We start from the raw sequence: 19,335 nt of genomic DNA on the forward strand, positions 1-19,335 counted from the left end.
CCATGGCCTGTGGGACGCCATCGGCCGCATCATCGATCTCTACTCGCCGCAGGAGTGCGCCAATTACTTCGCTAGCGCCGGGTACGATGCAGAATGATCGGAAAACGCTCTAGCCAGGCTTTCGCATCGCAAGTGGGCATTCGGATTCCGAGCCAGTTGCGGCCGGTCGCAACGTTTCAGAGAAGAAGCCGGATTTGGCGTGTTCAGCCAGACATAGACGCTGGCCAGTGTCCGACCAGCGAAGCGCGGGCCTGGGGAAGCTAGACTTTCATCCATTTTCGAAAGAGTCGTTCCTGAAACTGACTAAGTATTTTGCCGAGGGCGCAATCCCATAGCGCGAGCGTCAATAAACCTAAATCAAGTTGATGGGATACTGCGATCTCTCAATCTGCGACCTTGAACCACGGCGCAAATGTCGAGGATCTAGCGCTTTTCGTCGAGAGCGCCACCGACAGAGCTGTGATTCTTACTGACGTTGACGGCTGTGTCACCGCGTGGCTGCCGGGAGCGGAGAATTTGCTCGGCTGGACGGCGATGGAGATGATCGGGAAACCGATCGACTGCCTTTATTCGAAAAGCGAGGTAGCTGCGCACCAGCCGGCCGCGGACCGCAAGAATGCCGCAAGTGCGGGCCCGGCGCGATCCGAGGGCTGGCGCATACGCAGGGATGGTTCCGAACTCGCCGCAGAAGTGACGATTATCGCCCTACGTAACCCGGACGGGAGCGTGAGAGGTTTCGGGATCAGCATTGGCGACATCACCGCGCGCAAGGCCGCCGAGCAGGCGCTGGCGCATAGTGAGCTACACGTGCGATCAATCCTGGCGACCGTTCCCAGCGCCATGGTGGTGATCGACGAGCGGGGCAATATGCTGTCCTTCAGCGCCGCTGCGGAGAAGCTGTTCGGCTGGGCCGAGGCCGATGTGATCGGGCGCAATGTCAGGATGCTGATGCCGAATCCCGATCATGATCGGCACGACCAGTATCTGGCGCGCTACTGCTCGACCGGCGAGCGGCGGATCATCGGGATCGGGCGGATCATCGTCGCCGAGCGCCGCGACGGAACGCAGTTCCCGATGGAACTTTCGGTCGGCGAAGCGAGCAGCGGCGGACGCCGGATCTTCACCGGTTTCATCCGCGACATGACCGAAGAGCAACGCGCTGAGTTCAAGCTCAAGGAATTGCAGTCCGAGCTGATCCATGTCGCCAGGGTGAGCGCAATGGGGACGATGGCGTCGACGCTGGCGCACGAACTGAACCAGCCGCTGACTGCGATTGCCAACTATGCCCATGCTGCGCGCGATCTGCTGGACCGTGCAGGTGATCCACCACTCGACCTGCTCGGTGAAGCAGTGACCGAGGCGGCTAGGGAAGCGCTTCGCGCAGGGCATATCGTTCGGCGGCTGCGCGATTTCGTTGCACGTGGGGAAGTCGAGCAGCGCGTCGAGAACCTCCCTGCGCTGATCGATGAGGCCTCGCGGCTGGGGTTAATGGGCGCGCGCGAGCGCAGCGTCCGGGTTACCTTCGACATCGATCCGACGATCGAAAAGGTGGTAGTCGACCGTGTCCAGATCCAGCAGGTAATCCTCAATCTGTTGCGCAACGCCGTCGAGGCGATCGGAGAAGGCGAACGGCGCGAGATCACGGTGAGCACTGCGCGCGACTCCCATGGCATGGTCCGCATTGTCGTCTCGGATACCGGCAGCGGAATCGACCCTGCGCTGGCGCCGCAGCTGTTCGAGGCGTTCGCCAGCACCAAGGAACAAGGGATGGGACTGGGCCTCTCCATCTCCCGGACGATCGTCGAGGCGCACGGCGGACGGATCTGGGCAGAACCCAGGATCGGCGGCGGCACCGTGTTTCAATTCACGATCATGACCGCCGATGAGGGAGAGATCGATGAGTGACGACCAACTCATCCATATCGTCGATGACGAGGACTCGGTCCGCAAATCCGCGAGCTTTCTGTTGCGAACCTCGGGGTTCGAGACGCGCCTCTATTCGTCGGGAACGGCCTTTCTGCGCGAGGCCGAACACGCTCCGCAGGGATGCATCCTGCTCGATATCCGCATGCCCGAGATGGATGGACTGGAGGTGCAACGCGAACTCAACGCACGCGGCGTGACGATGCCGGTGATCGTGCTAACCGGCCATGGCGACATCGGAACCGCGGTACAGGCAATGAAGGCTGGCGCGGTGGACTTCCTCGAAAAGCCGTTCGAGAAAGAGCAACTGCTCGACGCGATCGCCACGGCTTTCGCCCGGATAGGGAGCGACGACCACAGCGGCGCGGCGCGGCGCGACGCGAAGGTGCGCATCGACGCGCTCAGCCCCCGCGAACAGGATGTGCTGCGCGGGCTGGTGCGCGGACATCCCAACAAGACGATCGCCTACGATTTGGGCATCTCGCCGCGCACGATCGAGGTACACCGCGCGAATTTGATGGGCAAGCTGAAGGCGCGCAGCCTTTCTGAGGCGCTCAAAGTCGCGTTCGCGGCGGGCCTCGCCGGCTGATGATCTAAGGGCAAACCCGTAGCGGCGCCCCAGTACCATCACGTAACGACCCGCGCGCCGGGCAGTGGCAAAATGAGGATGTCGATCCTCCAGCCAGAAGTCGCCTGAATGCCTCCCGAAATAGCGCCGCTCGGTCTCCGCGTCCTGCTAGTAGAAGACGACGAGGGAGTACGGCGCTCGTTACAACTATTGCTCGAGTGGAATGGCTTCGAGGTGCGTGCGCATGCGCTGGGGGCTTCGGTGATGGCGCTGAAGGGCGAGATGCTGGCCAGCATTCACCTGCTCGTGTCGGATTACTTCCTGGAGGACGGCGATGGGATCGTGCTGCTGCAAAGCTTGCGGGCAGCTGGCTGGCAGGGGCGGGCGGTGCTCATCACCGCCGAGCCCGGACCGATGCTCATCGACCGTGCGCGGGCAGCGGGATTCCACGCGGTACTGGAAAAGCCGCTCGCCAAGCACGCGTTGATCAAAGCATTGACCGAATAATGGTGTGAAGCTGCCGAGTTGAGCGGTCGTGAGTCCGGCAGAAACTCGCTCGCACGTGCCGCAGGCGCGCCCTGCCTGCGCGCGCGACCGCTTGCTGGATCGCATTGTGGTGCCCGAATGACCGGTCTTGGCCGGCAACCGGATTTGGTGCCGGTTGGCCAGGATGCCCGCTTTCACCAATCGCCGCCGTTCCAGGCTGCGCATTCGGTTCAGGAAGCGCGCACGCTCGCCCAGGCGGCACCGATCTCCTCCAGGCTCGCCGCGGCCTCGCGGAAGGGCGCGGGGTCGGTGCCGAGGCTGGCGTGGACGACCTGCTGGCGGATCCCGTGATAGAAGGTCGCCAGCGTGCGCGAGACTTCGCCGCCCTTGTCGAAATCCAGCCCCGCCTCGAGCGCGAACAGGATCGCGGTCGCCCGCGCCACGCGCTCGCTCTTGATCCCGAACTGCCGCGTCTCGGCCGCGCAGGCGGCGGCGCGCAGCGCGGCGACGCCCTCCTCGTAGAGCAGCCCCACCAGCCGGTGCGGATCCGCCCCCGTGGTGCGGCCGGCGAGATCGATCTGGCGATAGGTGGCGGCGGGATTGGCCAAAGCGGTTGCGTAGCGCGTCATCGCATCAATCGTCCGAATTCCACGCCTTGATCTGCTGATCGAGGAAGCTCTGCGTCGACTTGTACGCCGCGACCTTCGAATCCATCGCCGCGAATTGCTGGGTCATGCGCTCGCGCATCCGCTCGACCGCGACGAGCACATTCTCCTGTGCGATGTCGACCTTGTCCTGCGCCTTGCCGTAGTTGAGCAGGCTCGCGGTGAGCCCCGTGGCCTCGCCGATGCCCTTGGCCGAGGTCTTGCCGACCGCGCTCTCGGCGATGTCGGAGAGCGCCGCGCTCAGCCCCGCGCCGCCGGCGAACATCGCCTCGATCTGGTCCGGATACGTGGTCAGCACCTTGGCAAGCCGCGTCGAATCGATCCGCAGCGTCCCGTCGCGCTGGGTCGCGACGCCGACGTCCGCGAGCGCGACCGGCGTCTCCTCGGGCGTGGCGGGGAGCAAGGCGGCGAGCGTCATGCCCTTGAGCTGGCGCAGCAGGTCCTTCGCCGCCGGATCGCCGCGCAGAGGGCCGGCAATCGGATCCACCGCCTCCTTCACCAGTCTGTAGACCTGGTTGAAGGTGTCGACGAAGTTGGTGACCGCCTGGCTGATCGCCTCGCTCGGCCGCGTCGACCCGATCGCGACCTTGGTGCCGACCGACGCCGCGACGAGATCGAGCCGCACGCCGGGGATCAGGTTGGAGATGCTGTTGACGGGATAGGATATCTCGACGCCGTCGAGCGCGACCAGCGCGTTCTGGGCGGCGGCGTTGATCGTGGATCCGCTCGCGCCCCGGCCGATGTCGAGGCTCGCCAGCGCGCCGCTGCCCGAAAGCTCGAAGGCCTGCGAGGCGCCGCTGGCGCTCTTGACCATCAGCCGCGCGCCGCTGGCGTCGGTGATCACCGAAGCGGTGACGCCCGCCTTGGCCGCGTTGATCGCGTTCGCCACGCCCTGCAGCGTGTTGTTCGCCGCGCCGATCGCGATGGTGACCGGCGTGGCCGCTCCGGCGGTGAAATCGGTCATCGCGCCGTCGGCCACCGTCGCGGTGCCGAAGGTCAGGGTGAGCGTGCCGGTGCCGATCTCGGTCGAGGCGCCACCGGCGAATGCGCTGGTGCTGGCGACCTGGCCCTGGGCGAGCTGGCGCACTTCGACGCTCGCGCTCAGCCCGGCGAGCGTGGCGCCGGGGAGCCGCGCCACCGTGACGATCCCGTTGTTCGAACTCGTCGGCTGGGTGGCGAGCGTGCCGCCGGCGGTGAGCTGCGACAGGGCGCTCGCGAAATCGCTGATGCCGCTCTTGAGCTCGCTCGCCTTCGATATCTGCGCGGTGAGCTTCTCTTCCTTGGCGGTCAGCGCGGCGTTCTTGTTGGCGAAGGACGCGTCGACGAGCTGGCCGACCAGCGACGTGATGTCGATGCCCGATCCCATCCCCAAGGTCTTCGCGATCGATTCCACTGCCATTGCTTCCCCCTGTCTCATTAAGCGGCCGCAGGCGGGCGCGCTTTAGGCGGGACGCGCCATTTTCCGCCCGTTCTCGTCGAAAAGCGCGCCCGGCGGCACGGTGACCGGCGGCTGGGCGCCGCCCGCCCGCGCATTGACGCCGAAGACGAACGCCAGGACCGTCGCGATGGCGAGGTAGAGATCGTCGCGGACCTCCTGCCCCTCGCGGCTGGTATAATAGACGGCGCGGGCGAGCTGCGGATATTCGAGGACCGGCACCTCGAACTCGGCGGCGAGCTCGCGGATCGCCAGCGCGGTCTGGCCGCGGCCCTTGGCCACCACCACCGGCACCTGGTCCTTGCCCTGGTCGTAGCGCAGCGCCACCGAGAAATGCGTCGGATTGGTGAGCACGACATGCGCGGTTGCGACGGTCTTGCGATAGCCGCCCTTGAGGATTTCGCGCTGGCGCTGGCGCTGCGCGGCCTTCAGTTCGGGCGAGCCCTCGGTCTCCTTATGCTCCTCCCTGACCTCCTGCTTGGTCATGCGGAGTTGGCGAAGGTGCCGGATCAGCTGGATCGGCACGTCCACGCCCGCGATGACCAGCAGCCCGGCGGCCATGACGAACATCAAAGTGAGGAACTGGCCGCTCAGCGATCCGACCGCATTGTGCAGGTCCGCGGCGACCAGCCCGAGCGACTGGCGGGTGATCGCGCGCAGCATCCAGAAGCCCATCGCGCCGAGCAGCGCCACCTTGAGCAGCGACTTGCCGAGTTCGATCCAGCCGGTGGGGCCGAAGATGCGCTTGAGCCCCGATCCCGGATTGATCCGCGAGGCCTTGGGCGCGAACAGCTTGCTGTTCCAGCCGATCGCGCCGAGCCCGGCCTGGCTGAGGATCGCGGCGATCATGGTGAGCGCGAACAGCCCGGCGAGCGACGGGGCAAGCTTCCAGCCTGCGGATGCCAGCGGCCGCCACGGCTCGAAATGCTCGACATCGCCGCGCCCGAAGGAGAGGCATGCGGTCATCACTTCCTTGCACGCGCCGATCAGCGACGGGCCGAGCAGCGCCATCCACGCGCAGCCGATCAGGACCACGATTCCCGTGCCGAAATCCCGGGACTTGAGGAGCTGGCCTTCCTCTACCGCCTTGCGCTTGCGCCTGGCTGTCGGGGCTTCCGTCCGTTCGCCGAAACTCTCCGACATCAGCCGAGCACCAGCCGGGGCGCGGCGTCGAGCGCTTCGCGGATGATGACGAGGAGGTAATCGCCCATCGCCGGCAGCGCGAGCAGGATCGCGACCACGCCCATGGCGAGGCTGGCGGGCAGGCCGACCGCGAACAGGTTGAGCGCGGGCGCGGCGCGGCTGAGCATGCCGACGATCACGTTGAGGCAGAGCAGCAGGAAGCCGACCGGCAGCGCGAGCAGCAGCCCGGCGAGGAAGGCATAGCCGCCGAACAGGGCGATGCTCAGCAGCCGCTCGGGCGCGATCCATGCGCCGGGCGGCATTGCGACATAGCTGCGCACGACGAGGTCGACGAGGACGAGGTGCCCGTCGACCGCGAGGAAGAGCAGGGTCAGCAGCAGCGACAGGAACTGGCCGAGCGCAGGGGTCGAATGGCCGCTGGTGGGGTCGACCGCATTGGCGAAGCCGAGCCCCATCGACATGCCGATCACTTCGCTCGCGATCAGCGGCGCCGAGAAGGCGATCTGGAGGACGAAGCCGATCGCGAGCCCGATCAGCGCCTCGGCCGCGACGGCGAGCATCGTGGTGAGCGAGAAGATCTCGGCGGGCGGGGTGATGGTCGTGCTATTGAGCACCAGCACCCCGATCGCGCCGGTCAGCGCGATCCGCGCGGGCAGCGGAATCGCCACCGCGCTGAACACCGGCGCCGCGATGAACGCCGCGCCGATCCGCACCATCGCGAACAGCAAGGCCCAGAGCTGCGGCTCGATCGAGAGGCCGAAACCCATCATTATATCCCTCTCCCCTTGTGGGAGAGGGAGGGAGCCGCGAAGCGGCGGAAGGGTGAGGGGGAATGGGGAGTGAGACTCACATCCCCCTCACCCTTCCCACCGCCTCCGGCGGCGGGCCCCTTCCCTCTCCCACAAGGGGAGAGGGAGGATTGGGCCCTCGCCATCACCGCACCAGCTCCGGAATGCGCTCGAAGATGCTCGTCGTGAAATCCCCGATCAGCCCGAGGATCATCCCGCCGAAGATCACCAGGCTCACCGCCACGACGATCAGCTTGGGAACGAACGTCAGCGTCTGTTCCTGGATCGACGTCGCCGCCTGGACCATGCCGAGGATCAGGCCCGAAAGCAGCGCCGGGATCAGGATCGGCGCCGAGGCGAGCGCGAGGATCCACATCGCCTCGCGCGCGACGGTGAGGAAATAATCGGCGTCCATGGTCAGGTTCCGAAGCTCGCGGCGAGGCTGCCCATGGTCAGCGCCCAGCCGTCGACCAGCACGAACAGCAGCAGCTTGAAGGGCAGCGAGATGATCGTCGGCGACATCATCATCATGCCGAGGCTCATCAGCACCGTCGCGACGACGAGGTCGATCACGATGAAGGGCAGGAAGATGAGGAAGCCGATCTGGAACGCGGTCTTGAGCTCGCTCGTCACGAAGGCGGGGAGCAGCACCGAGAAGGGCACGTCGGCGGGCTTCGCATAGGGGCCGCTCTTCGCCATGTCGGCGAACATCTTCACGTCGCGGTTGCGCGTCTGCTTGAGCATGAAGCCGTGCAGCGCCTCGCCGGTGCCGGCGATCATCTGCGTCGCGCTGATCTCGCCGCGGGCATAAGGCTGGATCGCATTGGTGTTCGCCTGGTTGATCACCGGCGCCATCACGAAGAAGCTGAGGAACAGCGAGAGGCCGATCAGCACCTGGTTGGGCGGGGTCTGCTGGAGGCCGAGCGCCTGGCGCAGCACCGAGAGCACGATGATGATCCGGGTGAAGCTGGTCATCATCAGCAATATGCCCGGCAGCACCGTGAGCAGGCCCATGATGATGAGGACCTGGAGCGACAGGCTGAGCGGCGCGTCGCCGCCGCCGAGATCGCCCAATGCGCGGTCCACGGCATCGCCTACGCCGGGCGCCGGAACGGGTGCCGGCACGGCCTGGGCGAATGCCGGCGCGGCGAAGAGAATGAGACAAGCGAACAGGCCGACGAACACCGCCGCGCGGCCGCCGATCGAGCGGGGAGCCGAAAGCCGTGCGCGCATCAGCTTGCCGCCTTGTCCACGAGCGTCACGCCGCTGCGGCTCACCGAGACGAGCAGCTTCCGCCCTTCGAACTCGACCACCGCGAGGCGCAGCCCCGGCGCGAGCATCATCGTCTCCCGGACCTGGACCATGCGCGTGCCCTGATTCTTCGGCAGCCGCGCCTCGAGCTTGCGCCAGGCATAGAGGCAGCCGATCAGCAGTCCGCAGACGAGCGGCAGCAGGATCACCAGCTTGAGGATGTACGACCACATCATGCGCGCGCGGTCCGCTTCTCGGGGCTGACCAGCTCGGTCATCCGCACGCCGAACTTCTCGCCGACGGTGACGACTTCGCCACGGCCGATCAGCGTGCCGTTGACGAAGATGTCGAGCAGTTCGTTGGCGTCGCGGTCGAGCTCGATCACGCTCTCCTCGCCGAGCGCGAGCAATTCGCGCAGCGACAGCGAGGTCGAGCCGATCTCGACGGTCAGCTTGACGTCGACGTCCTGGAGCAACCGGAAATTGGTAGCCACCGAAGTGTCGACGGGGAAACCCCCGGCCATGTCGTTCATCGGAAATCCTCTTCGCTGAGCTCTTCGAGTTGGGTTAGCCGCACGGCCGCGCGGCCGTTGGCGGTGCCGACAAGGCCGGTGCCGAGGCGGCGCGACGCCACCATCACCGGAACCTCGGGGCCGAAATCGATCGGGATCACGTCGCCTTCCTTGAGATCGAGCAGGCGGCCGAGCGCGATGCGGGGCTCGGCGAGCACCGAGCGGACGGGCAGGCGGACGCCCATCACCGCGCGCGTCAGGCCGCTGCGCCATTCGGGCTCGGCCTCGGCGGGGACGCCGTGCACCTTGACCGTCAGCGCAGCGCCGTGCGGCTTGAGCGCGGCGACGGGGTAGAGGATGTCGACAAAGGCGGGCTTGCGCTCGCCGATCGCCAGGCCGAAGCGCGTGACGATGACGGGATCGTCGCCGGCGAGCTCGGGAAAGGCGGCGATGCTCGCGCCCTCGACCGCGCGGAAGGCGATGCGGGTCAGCGGCTCCCAGGCGGCTTCGAGCGGCTTTGCGAGCGTGTTCGCCAGGCGGCCGGCCAGCGCTTCGGCCGCGGGGGTGAATTCGGCGGGCAGCGGATCGGGCGCCTCGCCATCGCCGCCGAAAAAGGCGTCGAGCATCTCGAGCACCAGCTTCGCGTCGAGCACCAGTTGGACGCGCGCCTTGGCATTGCCCATCGCCAGCGGCTGCCATGCGGTGAGCGCATGGCCGCGCTCGGCGCGATAGTCCGCCCAGCGCTGCACCGCGAGCGGCTCGGCCCAGCAGCGCAGGTCGGCGCGCAGCACGCCGTCGAAGATCGGCTTGAGCGACTTGGCCAGCCGCGCGCAGAGATGCTGCAGCGTGACGAGATCGCCGAACGGATTGAGGTTCGCCGTGCCCAATGCGGGCGCATGTTCCGCGCCGGCCCGGGGGCGCTCGCGCCGTTCGGTCGTGCCGATCCTTGAAGAGATGTTAACCATGCTCGTTCACTGAACGATGAAATTGGTAAAGTAGACGTTACTTACGCCGCCGAAACCTTCCTTTTCCTTCAGGACGGCGTTGATCGCCTTGACGAGACGATCCTGGATCTGACGCTTGCCTTCGGCGGTGAAAACTTCTTCTTCACTGGTCTCGCCGAGCGCGAGCAGCACCTGCGAGCGGATCGCGATCTCGTGCGTCTTGATGTTGTCGAGGACGCGCGCGTCATAGGGCGTCGAGACGGCGATGCCGACCTGGACGAAATGGACGCTGTCCTGGAGGTTCGAAGTGAATTCCTTCTCGAGCGGATAGTAGCTCGAGGCATATTTGTCGCCGCCTTCGCCCTTGGGCGTCGGCTTGCCATGGCCGCCCGACGCTTCGCCGCCTTCCCCGTGCCCGCCCTCGCCGCCGGCCGCGCCGGCGCGCGTCTCCTCGCTCTTGGGGACGAGCCTGGGCGCGTCGTCCGCCACGTCGGCGGGCTTCACGCTGAACCAGCCGGCCTGCATGCCGTAGACGGCCGCGCCGCCGCCGGTGCCGAGCAGCACGATCGGCGCGCCGACGACGAGGAGCAGCTTGCCCCCCTTCTTCTTCCTGGGCGCGGGCGCCGGTGCGTCAGTGATATCGGCCATGATGGTCTCCATGGGTCTCAGGCGATGCGGTCATCGGTTTCGGGGGTCGCGTCCGGCGCTTCGGGTGCGCGCGGTGCGAAGGATTGCGGCGGCAGATCGGGCTGGCGGTCGCGCGGCGCGCCCTGGCCGGTGCCGCTGTCGACGCTGGTCTGGCCGAGCCTGACGCCGCGCGCCTCGGCCAGCTCCGCAAGGCGCGGCTGGGCGTCGGCGATCAGCTGGCGCGCGGCCTGCGTCTCGGTGGCGAAATGGACATGGATGCGGTCGCCGTCCTGGCGGATCGACACGTCGACCTTGCCGAGCGCCTCGGGCGACAGGCTCAGCCGCGTCTCGCGCGCCGGCCCGGCGTCGCGCAGCGCTTCGATCTGCTCGACCATCTGCCCCATCCATTCCTGGCGGCGCATGTCGAGCGCGCCCTGCTGGACCTCCGCCGCGGCGGCGACGGCATGGGGGCGGACGATATCGGCGAGAACGGCGGGGCCACTGGCGGGCAGCAGATCCTGCGCGAGCGTCCGGCGCGTCTCGGCCGGCGTTGCGGGCCCGACAGCGAAAAGCGTGGCGGCGAGCCGGGACGCCGAGGTCGTTGCCGGTGCCTCGCCGGGCGCGGGTGGCGCGGCGACGCGGAGCGCGATCGGTGCGGGCTGTTCCGCGACTTCGGGCTGCCGCTCGAGTGACGGAGCTGCGTCGAGTTCGGGTTCGGCAGCGGTGCCGGTGCCATCCCCGGCGATCGACAGCGACGGCGCGGGAAGAGCCTCACCCTCCTCTGCCGCAACCTCGCCGCCCGCGACCGGGCGTGGGGCCATGCCGAGCGGCGCGGCCGGAGTCGGCTGCGGCGCGACGGGGAGCGCGAACCAGGCGAAGGCGATGTCCTCGCCATCGGGCGCTTCCTCGGCTTCCGTCTCGACGGCATCGAATTCCGGCAGCGCCGTGCCGGGGGCGGCAAGGATTTGCCGGCCGGGCGACAGGATCTCGGCAGCCGCCTCCGCCCCCGGCAGCGCGAAGCCGCCCGCCGCGCCCGGTGCGGGCGCAGCCGCGCGCACGGGCCCGTGCGGGATCGCGGCGAGGAGCGACGAAAGCTGGATCAAGTGCAGAACCCCCGGTGAAAAGCTTCACCAGGCAGTTCAGCAAATATCGTGCCGTTTTCTGGAGCCGGCCGGAAGCGCCTCGAGCGCGCGGAGCGCCTCGAGCGCGGCCTTGGCCTCTTCGCGCGCGATCAATTTCTCGATCGCGCTCTGGTCGCGATGCGCCTCGCGGGTCGCGGCGCGCGCATTCTCTAGGCCCTGCTGGGCGACCGCGACGCGGCGCTCGGCGGCCTGCGCCGACTGGTGGAGCCGGTCGCGATAATGCGCCGCGGCGATCAGCGCGGTGGCAAAGGTCGGCGCCGCGGCGGGCGCGACATTGGCGGCGAGCGCGGCGATCCGTTCCTTGAGCGATTCCTCCTGATCGACCTTGGCGCGCGCCTGCATCTCGGCCGCGCGGACCTGATCGAGCTGGAGCGTGCGGACGCGAAGCAGCCGTTCGAGCTTCTTCGCGGTCCTAGCCATCGCCGAAGACGCCGGTCAGCTCGGCGACGGCGTCGGGCAGGGTCACGACTTCGTCCGCGCCCTGGCGGATATATTCCATCACCGCGGGGTGGCAGGCGATCGCGGCATCGATCCCGGGATCCGCGCCCGGACGATAGGCGCCCATCAGCACCAGATCGCGATTCTCCTCATAGGTGGCGAGGTGCCGGCGCAGCACGCGCGCGGCGTGGACATGGTCCTTGGCGACGATGTCGGTCATCACGCGGCTGACCGAGGGACCGAGGTCGATCGCCGGATAGACGCCGCGTTCGGCGAGCGCCCGGCTCAATACGATATGCCCGTCGAGGATCGAACGCGCGCTGTCGACGACCGGATCGTTGCCGTCGTCGCCGTCCGCAAGCACGGTGTAGATCGCCGTGATAGACCCGCCCGACGAGACGCAGGTACCCGCGCGCTCGATCAGGCTGGGCAGCATCGCGATGGCGGAAGGCGGATAGCCGCGCGCGCTGGCCGGCTCGCCCAGCGCCAGCCCGATCTCGCGGCCGGCATGGGCAACGCGGGTCAGCGAATCCATGATCAGCAGCACCTTCTTGCCCTCGGCGCGGAAGGCCTCGGCGATCGCCGTCGCCCGCAGCGCGCCGCGGATGCGCAGCACCGGCGAGTGATTGGCAGGAACCGCCACCACCACCGACCGCGCCCGGGCGGCGCCGGATATCTTGGTCTCTAGGAAATCGGCGACTTCGCGGCTGCGCTCGCCGATCAGCCCGACCACCACGACATCGGCTTGCGCCGCGCGGACGATCATGCCGAGCAGCACCGATTTGCCGACCCCCGAGCCCGCCATGATGCCGACGCGCTGGCCCTGGCCGATGGTGAGCAGCCCGTTGACCGCGCGGACGCCGACGTCGAGCGGCTCGAGCACCCTTCCACGATCCAGCGGCGACTGGAGCTTGCCCGCGAGCGGCCACTTCCCCGCGCCGCGGACCGGGCCGAGCCCGTCGATCGGCCTGCCGGCGCCGTCGACGACGCGGCCCAGCAGGGCGGCGCCGACCTCGGCCTCGCCGGGCGGGCCGATCGGGCGCACGGGCGCGTTGGGAAGCAAGGCGGCGGGGCCGCCCAGGTTCATCAGCAAGGTCCGGCCGGCCCGGAAGCCGATCACTTCGGCCTCGACTCGGCTGGCGCCGTCGCCGATCGCGCAGACCGTGCCCACGGGCAGCGAAAGCCCGACCGCCTCCATCAGCAGCCCGTCATAGGAGGAGAGCCGGCCCGACACCTTGGCGCGCGGCGCGAAATCGCGGCAGCCGAGGCCGTCGAGATAGTCGTCGGTGAACTTGTTCAGCATGCCGGCGGGATCGGAACGCGATCGATGGCCGAAGCGAGCTGCTCGAGCCAGATATCGGGGCCGTCCTCGACGATGGTCGAGGCGCTCTCGATCACGAAACTGCCGCGCGTGACGTGCGGATCGCCGACCGGGAAGATCGTCACGGGGAGCCTGCCCTGGACGAGCGGCACGTCGTCGGGATGCAGCCGGAGCAGGGCCGATTCGGCGCCGTCGGCGAGCAGGTCGACCGCGGCGGCGATCCGGCCGGCGAGGATGTCGGGCGCGACGCCGGCATCGCCGATCATGCGCTGGACGAGATGGAGCACGGTCTGGCGGAGGTGCCCGGCCATACGCTCGCGATCGAAATGCGCACCGGCGGCGAGCGCCTGCGACACCTGTTCGAGCAAGGCGGCCTCGCGGGCGCGCGCCTCCTCGACCTCGGCCAGCGCGGCGGCGCGGCCTGCGGCATAGCCGGCCTCGCGCGCGGCGGCGATCGGATCGACGAAGCCGGTCGGAGCGGCCGGCGCCTCGGCGGCGAACGGGTCCCAGCCCTCGGTCGGATTGGCGGCGGGATCGGCGGGCGAGAAGTGGCGCGGCGACACCGGCACCGGCTCCTCGAAGCCGCGGCGGCCGATGCTGCCCACATCTGCGGCGGCGAAGGCCGCGCCCTGGCCGAACGCACGGTGGAGGACGTGCGCGGCGGCCTCGATGCGGCCGGTGAAGCCGGGGGCGAACTCAGACATAATCGTCGTCGCCGCCCTTGCCGGGCATCTGCAGCGTGCCGTCCTTCACGAGGCCGCGCGCGATGGCGATCATCACCTTCTGGGCGTCGAGCACCTCGGCGAGCTTCATCGGGCCGCGCGCTTCCATCTCGTCGCGGATGCCGTCGGCCGCGCGGCTCGACATGCAGCCGAGGAAGCGGCTGCGGACGTCTTCCTCGACGCCCTTCAGCGCCTTGACCAGCACGTCCGCATCCACGCTGCGGATCAGCGTCGAGAGGTTCTTGTCGTCGAGCTCGAGCAAATTGTCGAAGACGAACATCGCCTCCTCGATCGCCTTGGCGACTTCGCGGTCGATCTTGGCGAGCTTGGGCATGACGCGCTGCTCGGTGACTTTCCGGGCGCCCGACAGGATCTTCGCCGCCTCGCGCGTGCCGCCGAGCTGGAGCCCGACCGGCCTGCGCGCGCCGCCGGCGCGATTGGCGAGCATCGTCTTCAAGGTCTCGATCGCCTCGGGGGGAATGGGCCCCAATTTGGCGATACGGCGCAGGATCTGCGGCTGCGCGTCCTGCGGCAGATGCTCGAAGACCTGCGCAGCGACTTCGGGATCGAGCTGGGCGAGGAGGACTGCGGCGATCTGCGGATGCTCCTCGGCGATCATCGCCGCGATCTCCTCGGGTTCGAACCATTGGAGCTGTTCGAGCCGGGCGGCGGATTCTGCGGGCACGATCCGGGCGAGCACGCCTTCGGCGCGATCGGCGCCGAGCGCGCGCGTCATCATCCCTTCGACCTGCGGCCGGGGATCGAAGACGATCGAGGAGCGGCCGCGTGCTTTGAACACGAAATCGTCGAGGACCTGCTCGACCTCGGCCTCGCTGACATCGGCGACAGTGAACATCGCCCGGCCGAGATCGCGGACCTCCTCGGGATCGAGCTTCTGGAGGATGGCCGCGGCCTCCTCCTCGCCGACGAGCATCATCAGCACCGCGGCGCGCTCGACGCCGTTGAAGCTGCGCAGCGCGTTCATCGCGCATCCGCCTTGATCATATCGCGCACCGCCAGCGCCGCGCGCGCCGGATTCTCGCGGGTGAAGCCGCGGACCAGCCCGACGCGGTCGTCATAGCTGTTGCCGCGATCGGCGAGCATGTCGATCGACACGCTCGGCACCGGCGCGGACGCGCCTTCGGGATGGTGGCCACCGATCGGCAAAGCGGGGCGATGCGCCGCATCGTCGCGCTTCTTGAGCAGCGCCCTGGCGAGCGGACGCACGCCGAGGAACAGGACGAGCAAAGCGATCACCAAGGCGGTGCCGTTGCGCGCCGCCATCGGCACCCATGCGGCCTCGTACCAGGCGGGACCCTCCTTGGCGGGATCGGCGGCGGCGCTGAACTTGCGGCTGACCACCGTCACCTGGTCCTGGCGCTGGGCGTTATAACCCACCGCGGCGCGGACCAGCTCGTTGATCTGGTTGATCTCGGCGATGCCGCGCGGCTTGCCGGGCTCCTCACGCAGCAGCACCGCGACCGAGAGACGGCGGACATTGCCCGGCATCGCGCGGGTGACCGAGATCTCCTTGCCGGTCTCATAGGTGCGGGTGAAGCTGTCGCTCTGCTTGGCCTGGGGCTGCGGTGCGGCGGCAGGCGCGGCCGGGGCCGGAGCGGCGGCACCGCCCGCATTGGGCGCAACGAGCGCGCTCGCCGGCGGCGGGGTGTTCGACAGCGTGCCGGGGATTCCGCCGGGCGTGGCGCCGTCCTTCGTGCCAGTCCACGCACCCTGCTCGGCGCGCATCACCTGGCCCTGCTTGTCATAGCTTTCGCGCGTCGCCTGGCTCTCGTCGAGATCGACATCGGCCTGGACCTCGGCGGTGAAGTTGCCCGCACCGACCATCGGCGTCAGCAATTGCGCGAGCTGCTCGCGATATTTGTCCTCGACGCGGCGCTGGAAATCGATGCGCGTGTCGCCCACGCTCGCGCCATCCTTGCCGCCCGACTTGGAGAGCAGGGCACCCATCTGGTCGACGATCGTCACCGCGTCGGGCTGCATGCCCGGCACCGACGAGGCGACGAGGTTGACGATCGCGCGGATCTGCGCCTCGCCGAGCGCGCGGCCCGGCTGGAGCTTGACGATGACGCTCGCCGAGGGGCTCGCGCGATCACGGACGAAGGCCGAGGCCTCGGGCGTGGCGAGATGGACGCGCGCCTCGGCGACCGCGTCGATCTCCTGGATCGAGCGGGCGAGCTCGGTCTCGCGCGCCTGGCGGAGACGCTCCCCTTCCACGGCGCGGCTGACGCCCATCGGCAGATTGTCGAGGATCGCATAGCCGCCGGGCGCCGCCTTGGGCAGGTCCTGGCTGGCGAGCAGCATCCGCGCCTTGTGGTAATCGTCCTCGGCGACGGTGATCGCGCCCGCGCCGTCGATGCCGTTGGCGATGCCCGCACCCTGGAGCGCGGACGAGATCGCCGCCTTGTCGGCATCGGTGACGTTGGCGAACAGGATGCGCTGCGGCGCGGTCGCCACCATCGACCAGGCGAGGAAGCCGGCGAGGACGAGCCCGGCGAGGAAGACGAACGGCAGGCTGCGCCTGACCGCGGGCTGGCCGAGCAGGCCGGTGAGCTGCTGGAGCGGGGCGCGGGCCGGGCTGCCGGCGGCTTCGGCGGGTGCGAGTGCGTTGCTCATCGGATCAGACCGGCATGCTCATGATGTCCTTGTATGCGGACAGGAGTTTGTTGCGGACCTGCAGCGTCGCCTCGAAGCCGACCGAGGCCTGCTGGCGGGCGAGCATCACCTTGGCGATGTCGATCGTCTCGCCGCGTTCATAGGCCTCGGAGAGCGCGCCGGCCTGGGCCTGAGCCTGGTTGACCGACTTGAACGCGTCCTGGAACGTGTCGACGAAGCTCGCCGGCTTGCTCTCCGCGGGTGCAGTCGGCACCGGCGCCTGCTGCGCGCGGGTGAGCGCGGCATTGCGCTCGAGGATCTGCGAGCGGAGCGCGAGGACGCGATCGACGCTCATCGGGCCGGCGACCTCGCTCATGCCGATGCCGCCTGGGCGATGTCCTCACCCTGTTCGCGCGCCTTGGCGAGGCGATAGCGGAGCGTGCGCTCGGAGATGCCGAGGCGCTTCGCGGTCTCGATCCGGCTGCCGTTGCACTCGGCGAGCGTCTCGCGGATCGCCTGGAACTCGTGCATCTGGACGATGTTGCTGAGCGTCTCGGGGCGTTCCTGGCGCGTCTCGGGCCGGCGATCGAAGATCAGATGGTCGGGTTCGATCGCGTCACCCGGTGCCAGCAGCAACGCGCGCTGGATGACGTTCTCGAGCTCGCGGACATTGCCCGGCCAGTCATGGTCGACGAGCACCTCGAGCGCCTCAGGCGTGATCCAGGGCAGCGCGGAGCGGGTGCCCGCGTGGCGGAGCACCATCGCGGCGGCGAGCGCGGCGATGTCGCCCGGGCGCTCGGCGAGCGCCTTGGTGGCGAGCGGGAAGACGGCGAGGCGGTAATAGAGATCGGCGCGGAAGCGGCCGGCGATGACTTCGCCCTGCAGGTCGCGATTGGCGCAGGCGATGACGCGGACATCGATCTTCTCGGGAACGGTGCCGCCGATCGGCACGACCTCGCGCTCCTGCAACGCGCGGAGCAACTTGGCCTGGAGCCCGAGCGGCATCTCGGCGATCTCGTCGAGCAGCAGGGTGCCGCCGTTTGCGGCGCGGAAGAAGCCCTGCCCGCCCGACGACGCGCCGGTGAACGAGCCCTTGTGGTGGCCGAACAGCATCGCCTCGAGCATCGTCTCGGGGGGCGCGGCGCAGTTGATCGCGACGAACGGGCCGTCGCGGCGGCTCGATCCCATATGGATCGCCTTGGCGAGGACTTCCTTGCCGGTGCCCGTGGGGCCGTTGATCAGCACGGTGATGTCCGAGGCGGCGACGCGCTCGGCGAGCGCTAGCAAGGCGAGGCTCTCCGGATCGGCGGCGACTGGCTCCCAGGGGCCGCGCGCCATCGCGCTGGCGAAACCGGTGCCGATCGCCGCGTCCTCGCCGTCAAAAGAGAGGCGGGCGGGATTGCCGTCGCGGAACGGGATCGCGGTGCGCGCGCCTTCGCCCAGGATCAGCGTGCGCGCCGGCGCAGGCGGCACCTCGCCCTCGGCGATCAGGAACAGATCCCGCGCGCCGGGCTTGCCGTCCTCGCACGATCCGATCGCGAAGCCCTGCGCCCGAAGCGCCGAGACCGTCGCATATTTCTGCCGGAGAACAGCCGCCGAAGGAACGATGGACCGCATGATAGACCCCCTGATTGGGTCCCATTTGGAGCAAAGTTGGTTAACGCGCCGTAAAACTACGTAAGCACGCACTTCTGCGGTCCCAGCGCGTCTACGCGCGCGCGTGATGGACGATTTTTTGCTTAAGCGGGGAAATGGCCTGCCGTTCCTTGGCTTGGCGGCTCCGGGCTCCCGTTCAGGGGGGACGCGGGAAGCCGGCAAGCATGGAGACTGATCATGACCGTTATCGGAACCAACACCGCGGCGATGCGCGCAGGCAATGCCTCGAACGCCGCCAACAAGCTGCTCGGCAGCGCGATGGAGCGCCTGTCGACCGGCAAGCGCATCAACAGCGCGAAGGACGACGCCGCAGGCCTCGCCATCGCATCGACCATGACCGCGTCGATCCGCGGCATGAACCAGGCGATCCGCAACGCGAACGACGGCATCTCGCTGGCGCAGACCGCGGAAGGCGCGCTCGATGAAGTCGCGAACATGCTGCAGCGCATCCGCGAGCTGGCCGTCCAGTCGGCTTCGGAAACCTATAGCGACACCGACCGCACCAACATGCAGACCGAAGTCGCCGAGCTCGGCGCGCAGATCGACAGCATCATCGCCGACACCAAGTTCAACGGCGTGACCCTGTTCGGCGCGGCGAACGTGACGCTCGACATCCAGACCGGAGCGTCCTCGGCCGACAAGGTCACGCTGACCATCACCGGCCTCAACGTCGCGGCAGCCAGCGGCTCGAACATCTCGACGGCGGGCGGCGCGGATACCGCGATGGGCAATGTCGACACCGCGCTGACGGCGGTCGCCACGACCCGCGCCTCGCTCGGCGCCGGCCAGAGCCGCCTGGAGTCGGTGGTCAACAACCTGACTGCGAACGTCACCAATCTGAGCGACGCCCGCAGCCGCATCCAGGACGCCGACTTCTCGGCCGAGACCGCGGCGCTCGCCAAGGCCCAGATCCTGAGCCAGGCATCGACCGCGATGCTCGCCCAGGCGAACCAGAGCCAGCAGACGGTCCTTTCGCTGCTCCGCTAACCGCGTGCCGGTCGGGGTGTCACCCCCCTGACAGGCACCGCGGCCGGTCACCTCTTCCTCCGGGAAGGGGGCGCAAGGGGGAACCCCGGTGGTCCATGTGACCACCGGGGTTTTC

22 protein-coding genes are annotated in these 19,335 nt (G+C 68.5%); 4 read left to right on the forward strand and 18 right to left on the reverse strand.

Annotated elements, in window-relative coordinates:
• Window positions 1-396: 396 nt before the first annotated feature.
• The 3 genes from MT490_RS17790 to MT490_RS17800 all read left to right on the forward strand — a co-directional run bounded on the left by MT490_RS17790 (window position 397) and on the right by MT490_RS17800 (window position 2,998).
• Window positions 397-1,905 (forward strand): PAS domain S-box protein, encoded by a 1,509-nt coding sequence (locus MT490_RS17790; protein WP_297390700.1) that lies wholly within the window; start codon window positions 397-399, stop codon window positions 1,903-1,905.
• Window positions 1,898-2,512: a response regulator FixJ gene (fixJ, locus tag MT490_RS17795; RefSeq protein WP_297390701.1), complete on the forward strand. Its 615-nt coding sequence runs from the start codon at window positions 1,898-1,900 to the stop codon at window positions 2,510-2,512. Before MT490_RS17790 ends, fixJ begins: the two co-directional genes overlap by 8 nt.
• 108 nt (window positions 2,513-2,620) lie before the next feature.
• Complete coding sequence (locus MT490_RS17800; protein ID WP_297390703.1) at window positions 2,621-2,998, forward strand: response regulator; 378 nt, start codon at window positions 2,621-2,623, stop codon at window positions 2,996-2,998.
• A 209-nt stretch (window positions 2,999-3,207) separates the two neighbouring features.
• Here the strand turns inward: MT490_RS17800 and MT490_RS17805 are convergent, their stop codons facing one another.
• The 18 genes from MT490_RS17805 to MT490_RS17890 form a co-directional block, all read right to left on the reverse strand.
• Window positions 3,208-3,606, reverse strand: a complete 399-nt coding sequence (locus MT490_RS17805) for a flagellar protein FliS (RefSeq protein WP_297390704.1) — start codon at window positions 3,604-3,606, stop codon at window positions 3,208-3,210.
• 4 nt (window positions 3,607-3,610) lie between these two features.
• Window positions 3,611-5,041 (reverse strand): flagellar filament capping protein FliD, encoded by a 1,431-nt coding sequence (gene fliD / locus MT490_RS17810; protein WP_297390706.1) that lies wholly within the window; start codon window positions 5,039-5,041, stop codon window positions 3,611-3,613.
• Between the two features lie 42 nt (window positions 5,042-5,083).
• The gene (locus tag MT490_RS17815; RefSeq protein WP_297390707.1) at window positions 5,084-6,220 is read right to left on the reverse strand and encodes a flagellar type III secretion system protein FlhB; all 1,137 of its coding nucleotides are present in this window, start codon (window positions 6,218-6,220) and stop codon (window positions 5,084-5,086) included.
• Window positions 6,220-6,990 carry a flagellar biosynthetic protein FliR gene (fliR, locus tag MT490_RS17820; protein ID WP_297390709.1) on the reverse strand — a complete coding sequence of 257 codons (771 nt, stop codon included), beginning with the start codon at window positions 6,988-6,990 and terminating at the stop codon, window positions 6,220-6,222. Before fliR ends, MT490_RS17815 begins: the two co-directional genes overlap by 1 nt.
• Window positions 6,991-7,153: 163 nt before the next feature.
• Complete coding sequence (fliQ, locus tag MT490_RS17825; protein WP_297390713.1) at window positions 7,154-7,423, reverse strand: flagellar biosynthesis protein FliQ; 270 nt, start codon at window positions 7,421-7,423, stop codon at window positions 7,154-7,156.
• Window positions 7,424-7,425: 2 nt separating this feature from the next.
• Window positions 7,426-8,241 (reverse strand): flagellar type III secretion system pore protein FliP, encoded by an 816-nt coding sequence (gene fliP / locus MT490_RS17830; RefSeq protein WP_297390715.1) that lies wholly within the window; start codon window positions 8,239-8,241, stop codon window positions 7,426-7,428.
• Window positions 8,241-8,495: a flagellar biosynthetic protein FliO gene (locus tag MT490_RS17835; RefSeq protein ID WP_297390717.1), complete on the reverse strand. Its 255-nt coding sequence runs from the start codon at window positions 8,493-8,495 to the stop codon at window positions 8,241-8,243. Before MT490_RS17835 ends, fliP begins: the two co-directional genes overlap by 1 nt.
• On the reverse strand, window positions 8,492-8,791 hold the full coding sequence (gene fliN, locus MT490_RS17840; protein WP_297390718.1) for a flagellar motor switch protein FliN: 300 nt from the start codon (window positions 8,789-8,791) through the stop codon (window positions 8,492-8,494). Before fliN ends, MT490_RS17835 begins: the two co-directional genes overlap by 4 nt.
• Entirely contained in the window at window positions 8,788-9,735 is a 948-nt protein-coding gene (locus MT490_RS17845) for a flagellar motor switch protein FliM (RefSeq protein WP_297390721.1), read from the reverse strand. The genes fliN and MT490_RS17845 overlap by 4 nt, the downstream gene beginning before the upstream one ends.
• Before the next feature lie 6 nt (window positions 9,736-9,741).
• Window positions 9,742-10,362 carry a flagellar basal body-associated FliL family protein gene (locus tag MT490_RS17850; RefSeq protein WP_297390723.1) on the reverse strand — a complete coding sequence of 207 codons (621 nt, stop codon included), beginning with the start codon at window positions 10,360-10,362 and terminating at the stop codon, window positions 9,742-9,744.
• A 17-nt stretch (window positions 10,363-10,379) separates the two neighbouring features.
• Window positions 10,380-11,444 carry a flagellar hook-length control protein FliK gene (locus MT490_RS17855; RefSeq protein WP_297390724.1) on the reverse strand — a complete coding sequence of 355 codons (1,065 nt, stop codon included), beginning with the start codon at window positions 11,442-11,444 and terminating at the stop codon, window positions 10,380-10,382.
• A gap of 36 nt (window positions 11,445-11,480) precedes the next feature.
• Window positions 11,481-11,903, reverse strand: coding sequence for a hypothetical protein (locus MT490_RS17860; RefSeq protein WP_297390726.1), 423 nt, complete (start codon window positions 11,901-11,903; stop codon window positions 11,481-11,483).
• The gene (locus MT490_RS17865) at window positions 11,896-13,224 is read right to left on the reverse strand and encodes a FliI/YscN family ATPase (RefSeq protein ID WP_297390728.1); all 1,329 of its coding nucleotides are present in this window, start codon (window positions 13,222-13,224) and stop codon (window positions 11,896-11,898) included. Before MT490_RS17865 ends, MT490_RS17860 begins: the two co-directional genes overlap by 8 nt.
• Entirely contained in the window at window positions 13,218-13,946 is a 729-nt protein-coding gene (locus MT490_RS17870; RefSeq protein WP_297390731.1) for a FliH/SctL family protein, read from the reverse strand. Before MT490_RS17870 ends, MT490_RS17865 begins: the two co-directional genes overlap by 7 nt.
• Window positions 13,939-14,949 carry a flagellar motor switch protein FliG gene (gene fliG / locus MT490_RS17875; protein WP_297390733.1) on the reverse strand — a complete coding sequence of 337 codons (1,011 nt, stop codon included), beginning with the start codon at window positions 14,947-14,949 and terminating at the stop codon, window positions 13,939-13,941. The genes MT490_RS17870 and fliG overlap by 8 nt, the downstream gene beginning before the upstream one ends.
• On the reverse strand, window positions 14,946-16,598 hold the full coding sequence (gene fliF / locus MT490_RS17880) for a flagellar basal-body MS-ring/collar protein FliF (RefSeq protein ID WP_297390735.1): 1,653 nt from the start codon (window positions 16,596-16,598) through the stop codon (window positions 14,946-14,948). The genes fliG and fliF overlap by 4 nt, the downstream gene beginning before the upstream one ends.
• A gap of 4 nt (window positions 16,599-16,602) precedes the next feature.
• Complete coding sequence (fliE, locus tag MT490_RS17885) at window positions 16,603-16,953, reverse strand: flagellar hook-basal body complex protein FliE (RefSeq protein ID WP_297390737.1); 351 nt, start codon at window positions 16,951-16,953, stop codon at window positions 16,603-16,605.
• A complete protein-coding gene (locus MT490_RS17890; protein WP_297390739.1) occupies window positions 16,950-18,194 on the reverse strand; it encodes a sigma 54-interacting transcriptional regulator in 1,245 nt (414 codons plus the stop codon). The genes fliE and MT490_RS17890 overlap by 4 nt, the downstream gene beginning before the upstream one ends.
• Window positions 18,195-18,410: 216 nt before the next feature.
• Here MT490_RS17890 and MT490_RS17895 point away from each other — a divergent pair, with 216 nt between their 5' ends.
• The gene (locus tag MT490_RS17895) at window positions 18,411-19,220 is read left to right on the forward strand and encodes a flagellin (protein ID WP_297390741.1); all 810 of its coding nucleotides are present in this window, start codon (window positions 18,411-18,413) and stop codon (window positions 19,218-19,220) included.
• Window positions 19,221-19,335: the final 115 nt, after the last annotated feature.

Source organism: Sphingomonas sp., from assembly GCF_026460985.1.
Classification (GTDB): Bacteria; Pseudomonadota; Alphaproteobacteria; order Sphingomonadales; family Sphingomonadaceae; genus Sphingomonas.

Bases quoted from the DNA above. Each gene is read 5' to 3' on its own strand.
- fixJ (WP_297390701.1), top strand. From the start codon at position 1,898: ATGAGTGACGACCAACTCATCCATATCGTCGATGACGAGGACTCGGTC.
- MT490_RS17800 (WP_297390703.1), top strand. From the start codon at position 2,621: ATGCCTCCCGAAATAGCGCCGCTCGGTCTCCGCGTCCTGCTAGTAGAA.
- MT490_RS17805 (WP_297390704.1), bottom strand. From the start codon at position 3,606: ATGACGCGCTACGCAACCGCTTTGGCCAATCCCGCCGCCACCTATCGC.
- fliD (WP_297390706.1), bottom strand. From the start codon at position 5,041: ATGGCAGTGGAATCGATCGCGAAGACCTTGGGGATGGGATCGGGCATC.
- MT490_RS17815 (WP_297390707.1), bottom strand. From the start codon at position 6,220: ATGTCGGAGAGTTTCGGCGAACGGACGGAAGCCCCGACAGCCAGGCGC.
- fliR (WP_297390709.1), bottom strand. From the start codon at position 6,990: ATGATGGGTTTCGGCCTCTCGATCGAGCCGCAGCTCTGGGCCTTGCTG.
- fliQ (WP_297390713.1), bottom strand. From the start codon at position 7,423: ATGGACGCCGATTATTTCCTCACCGTCGCGCGCGAGGCGATGTGGATC.
- fliP (WP_297390715.1), bottom strand. From the start codon at position 8,241: ATGCGCGCACGGCTTTCGGCTCCCCGCTCGATCGGCGGCCGCGCGGCG.
- MT490_RS17835 (WP_297390717.1), bottom strand. From the start codon at position 8,495: ATGATGTGGTCGTACATCCTCAAGCTGGTGATCCTGCTGCCGCTCGTC.
- fliN (WP_297390718.1), bottom strand. From the start codon at position 8,791: ATGAACGACATGGCCGGGGGTTTCCCCGTCGACACTTCGGTGGCTACC.
- MT490_RS17845 (WP_297390721.1), bottom strand. From the start codon at position 9,735: ATGGTTAACATCTCTTCAAGGATCGGCACGACCGAACGGCGCGAGCGC.
- MT490_RS17850 (WP_297390723.1), bottom strand. From the start codon at position 10,362: ATGGCCGATATCACTGACGCACCGGCGCCCGCGCCCAGGAAGAAGAAG.
- MT490_RS17860 (WP_297390726.1), bottom strand. From the start codon at position 11,903: ATGGCTAGGACCGCGAAGAAGCTCGAACGGCTGCTTCGCGTCCGCACG.
- MT490_RS17865 (WP_297390728.1), bottom strand. From the start codon at position 13,224: ATGCTGAACAAGTTCACCGACGACTATCTCGACGGCCTCGGCTGCCGC.
- MT490_RS17870 (WP_297390731.1), bottom strand. From the start codon at position 13,946: ATGTCTGAGTTCGCCCCCGGCTTCACCGGCCGCATCGAGGCCGCCGCG.
- fliG (WP_297390733.1), bottom strand. From the start codon at position 14,949: ATGAACGCGCTGCGCAGCTTCAACGGCGTCGAGCGCGCCGCGGTGCTG.
- fliF (WP_297390735.1), bottom strand. From the start codon at position 16,598: ATGAGCAACGCACTCGCACCCGCCGAAGCCGCCGGCAGCCCGGCCCGC.
- fliE (WP_297390737.1), bottom strand. From the start codon at position 16,953: ATGAGCGAGGTCGCCGGCCCGATGAGCGTCGATCGCGTCCTCGCGCTC.
- MT490_RS17890 (WP_297390739.1), bottom strand. From the start codon at position 18,194: ATGCGGTCCATCGTTCCTTCGGCGGCTGTTCTCCGGCAGAAATATGCG.
- MT490_RS17895 (WP_297390741.1), top strand. From the start codon at position 18,411: ATGACCGTTATCGGAACCAACACCGCGGCGATGCGCGCAGGCAATGCC.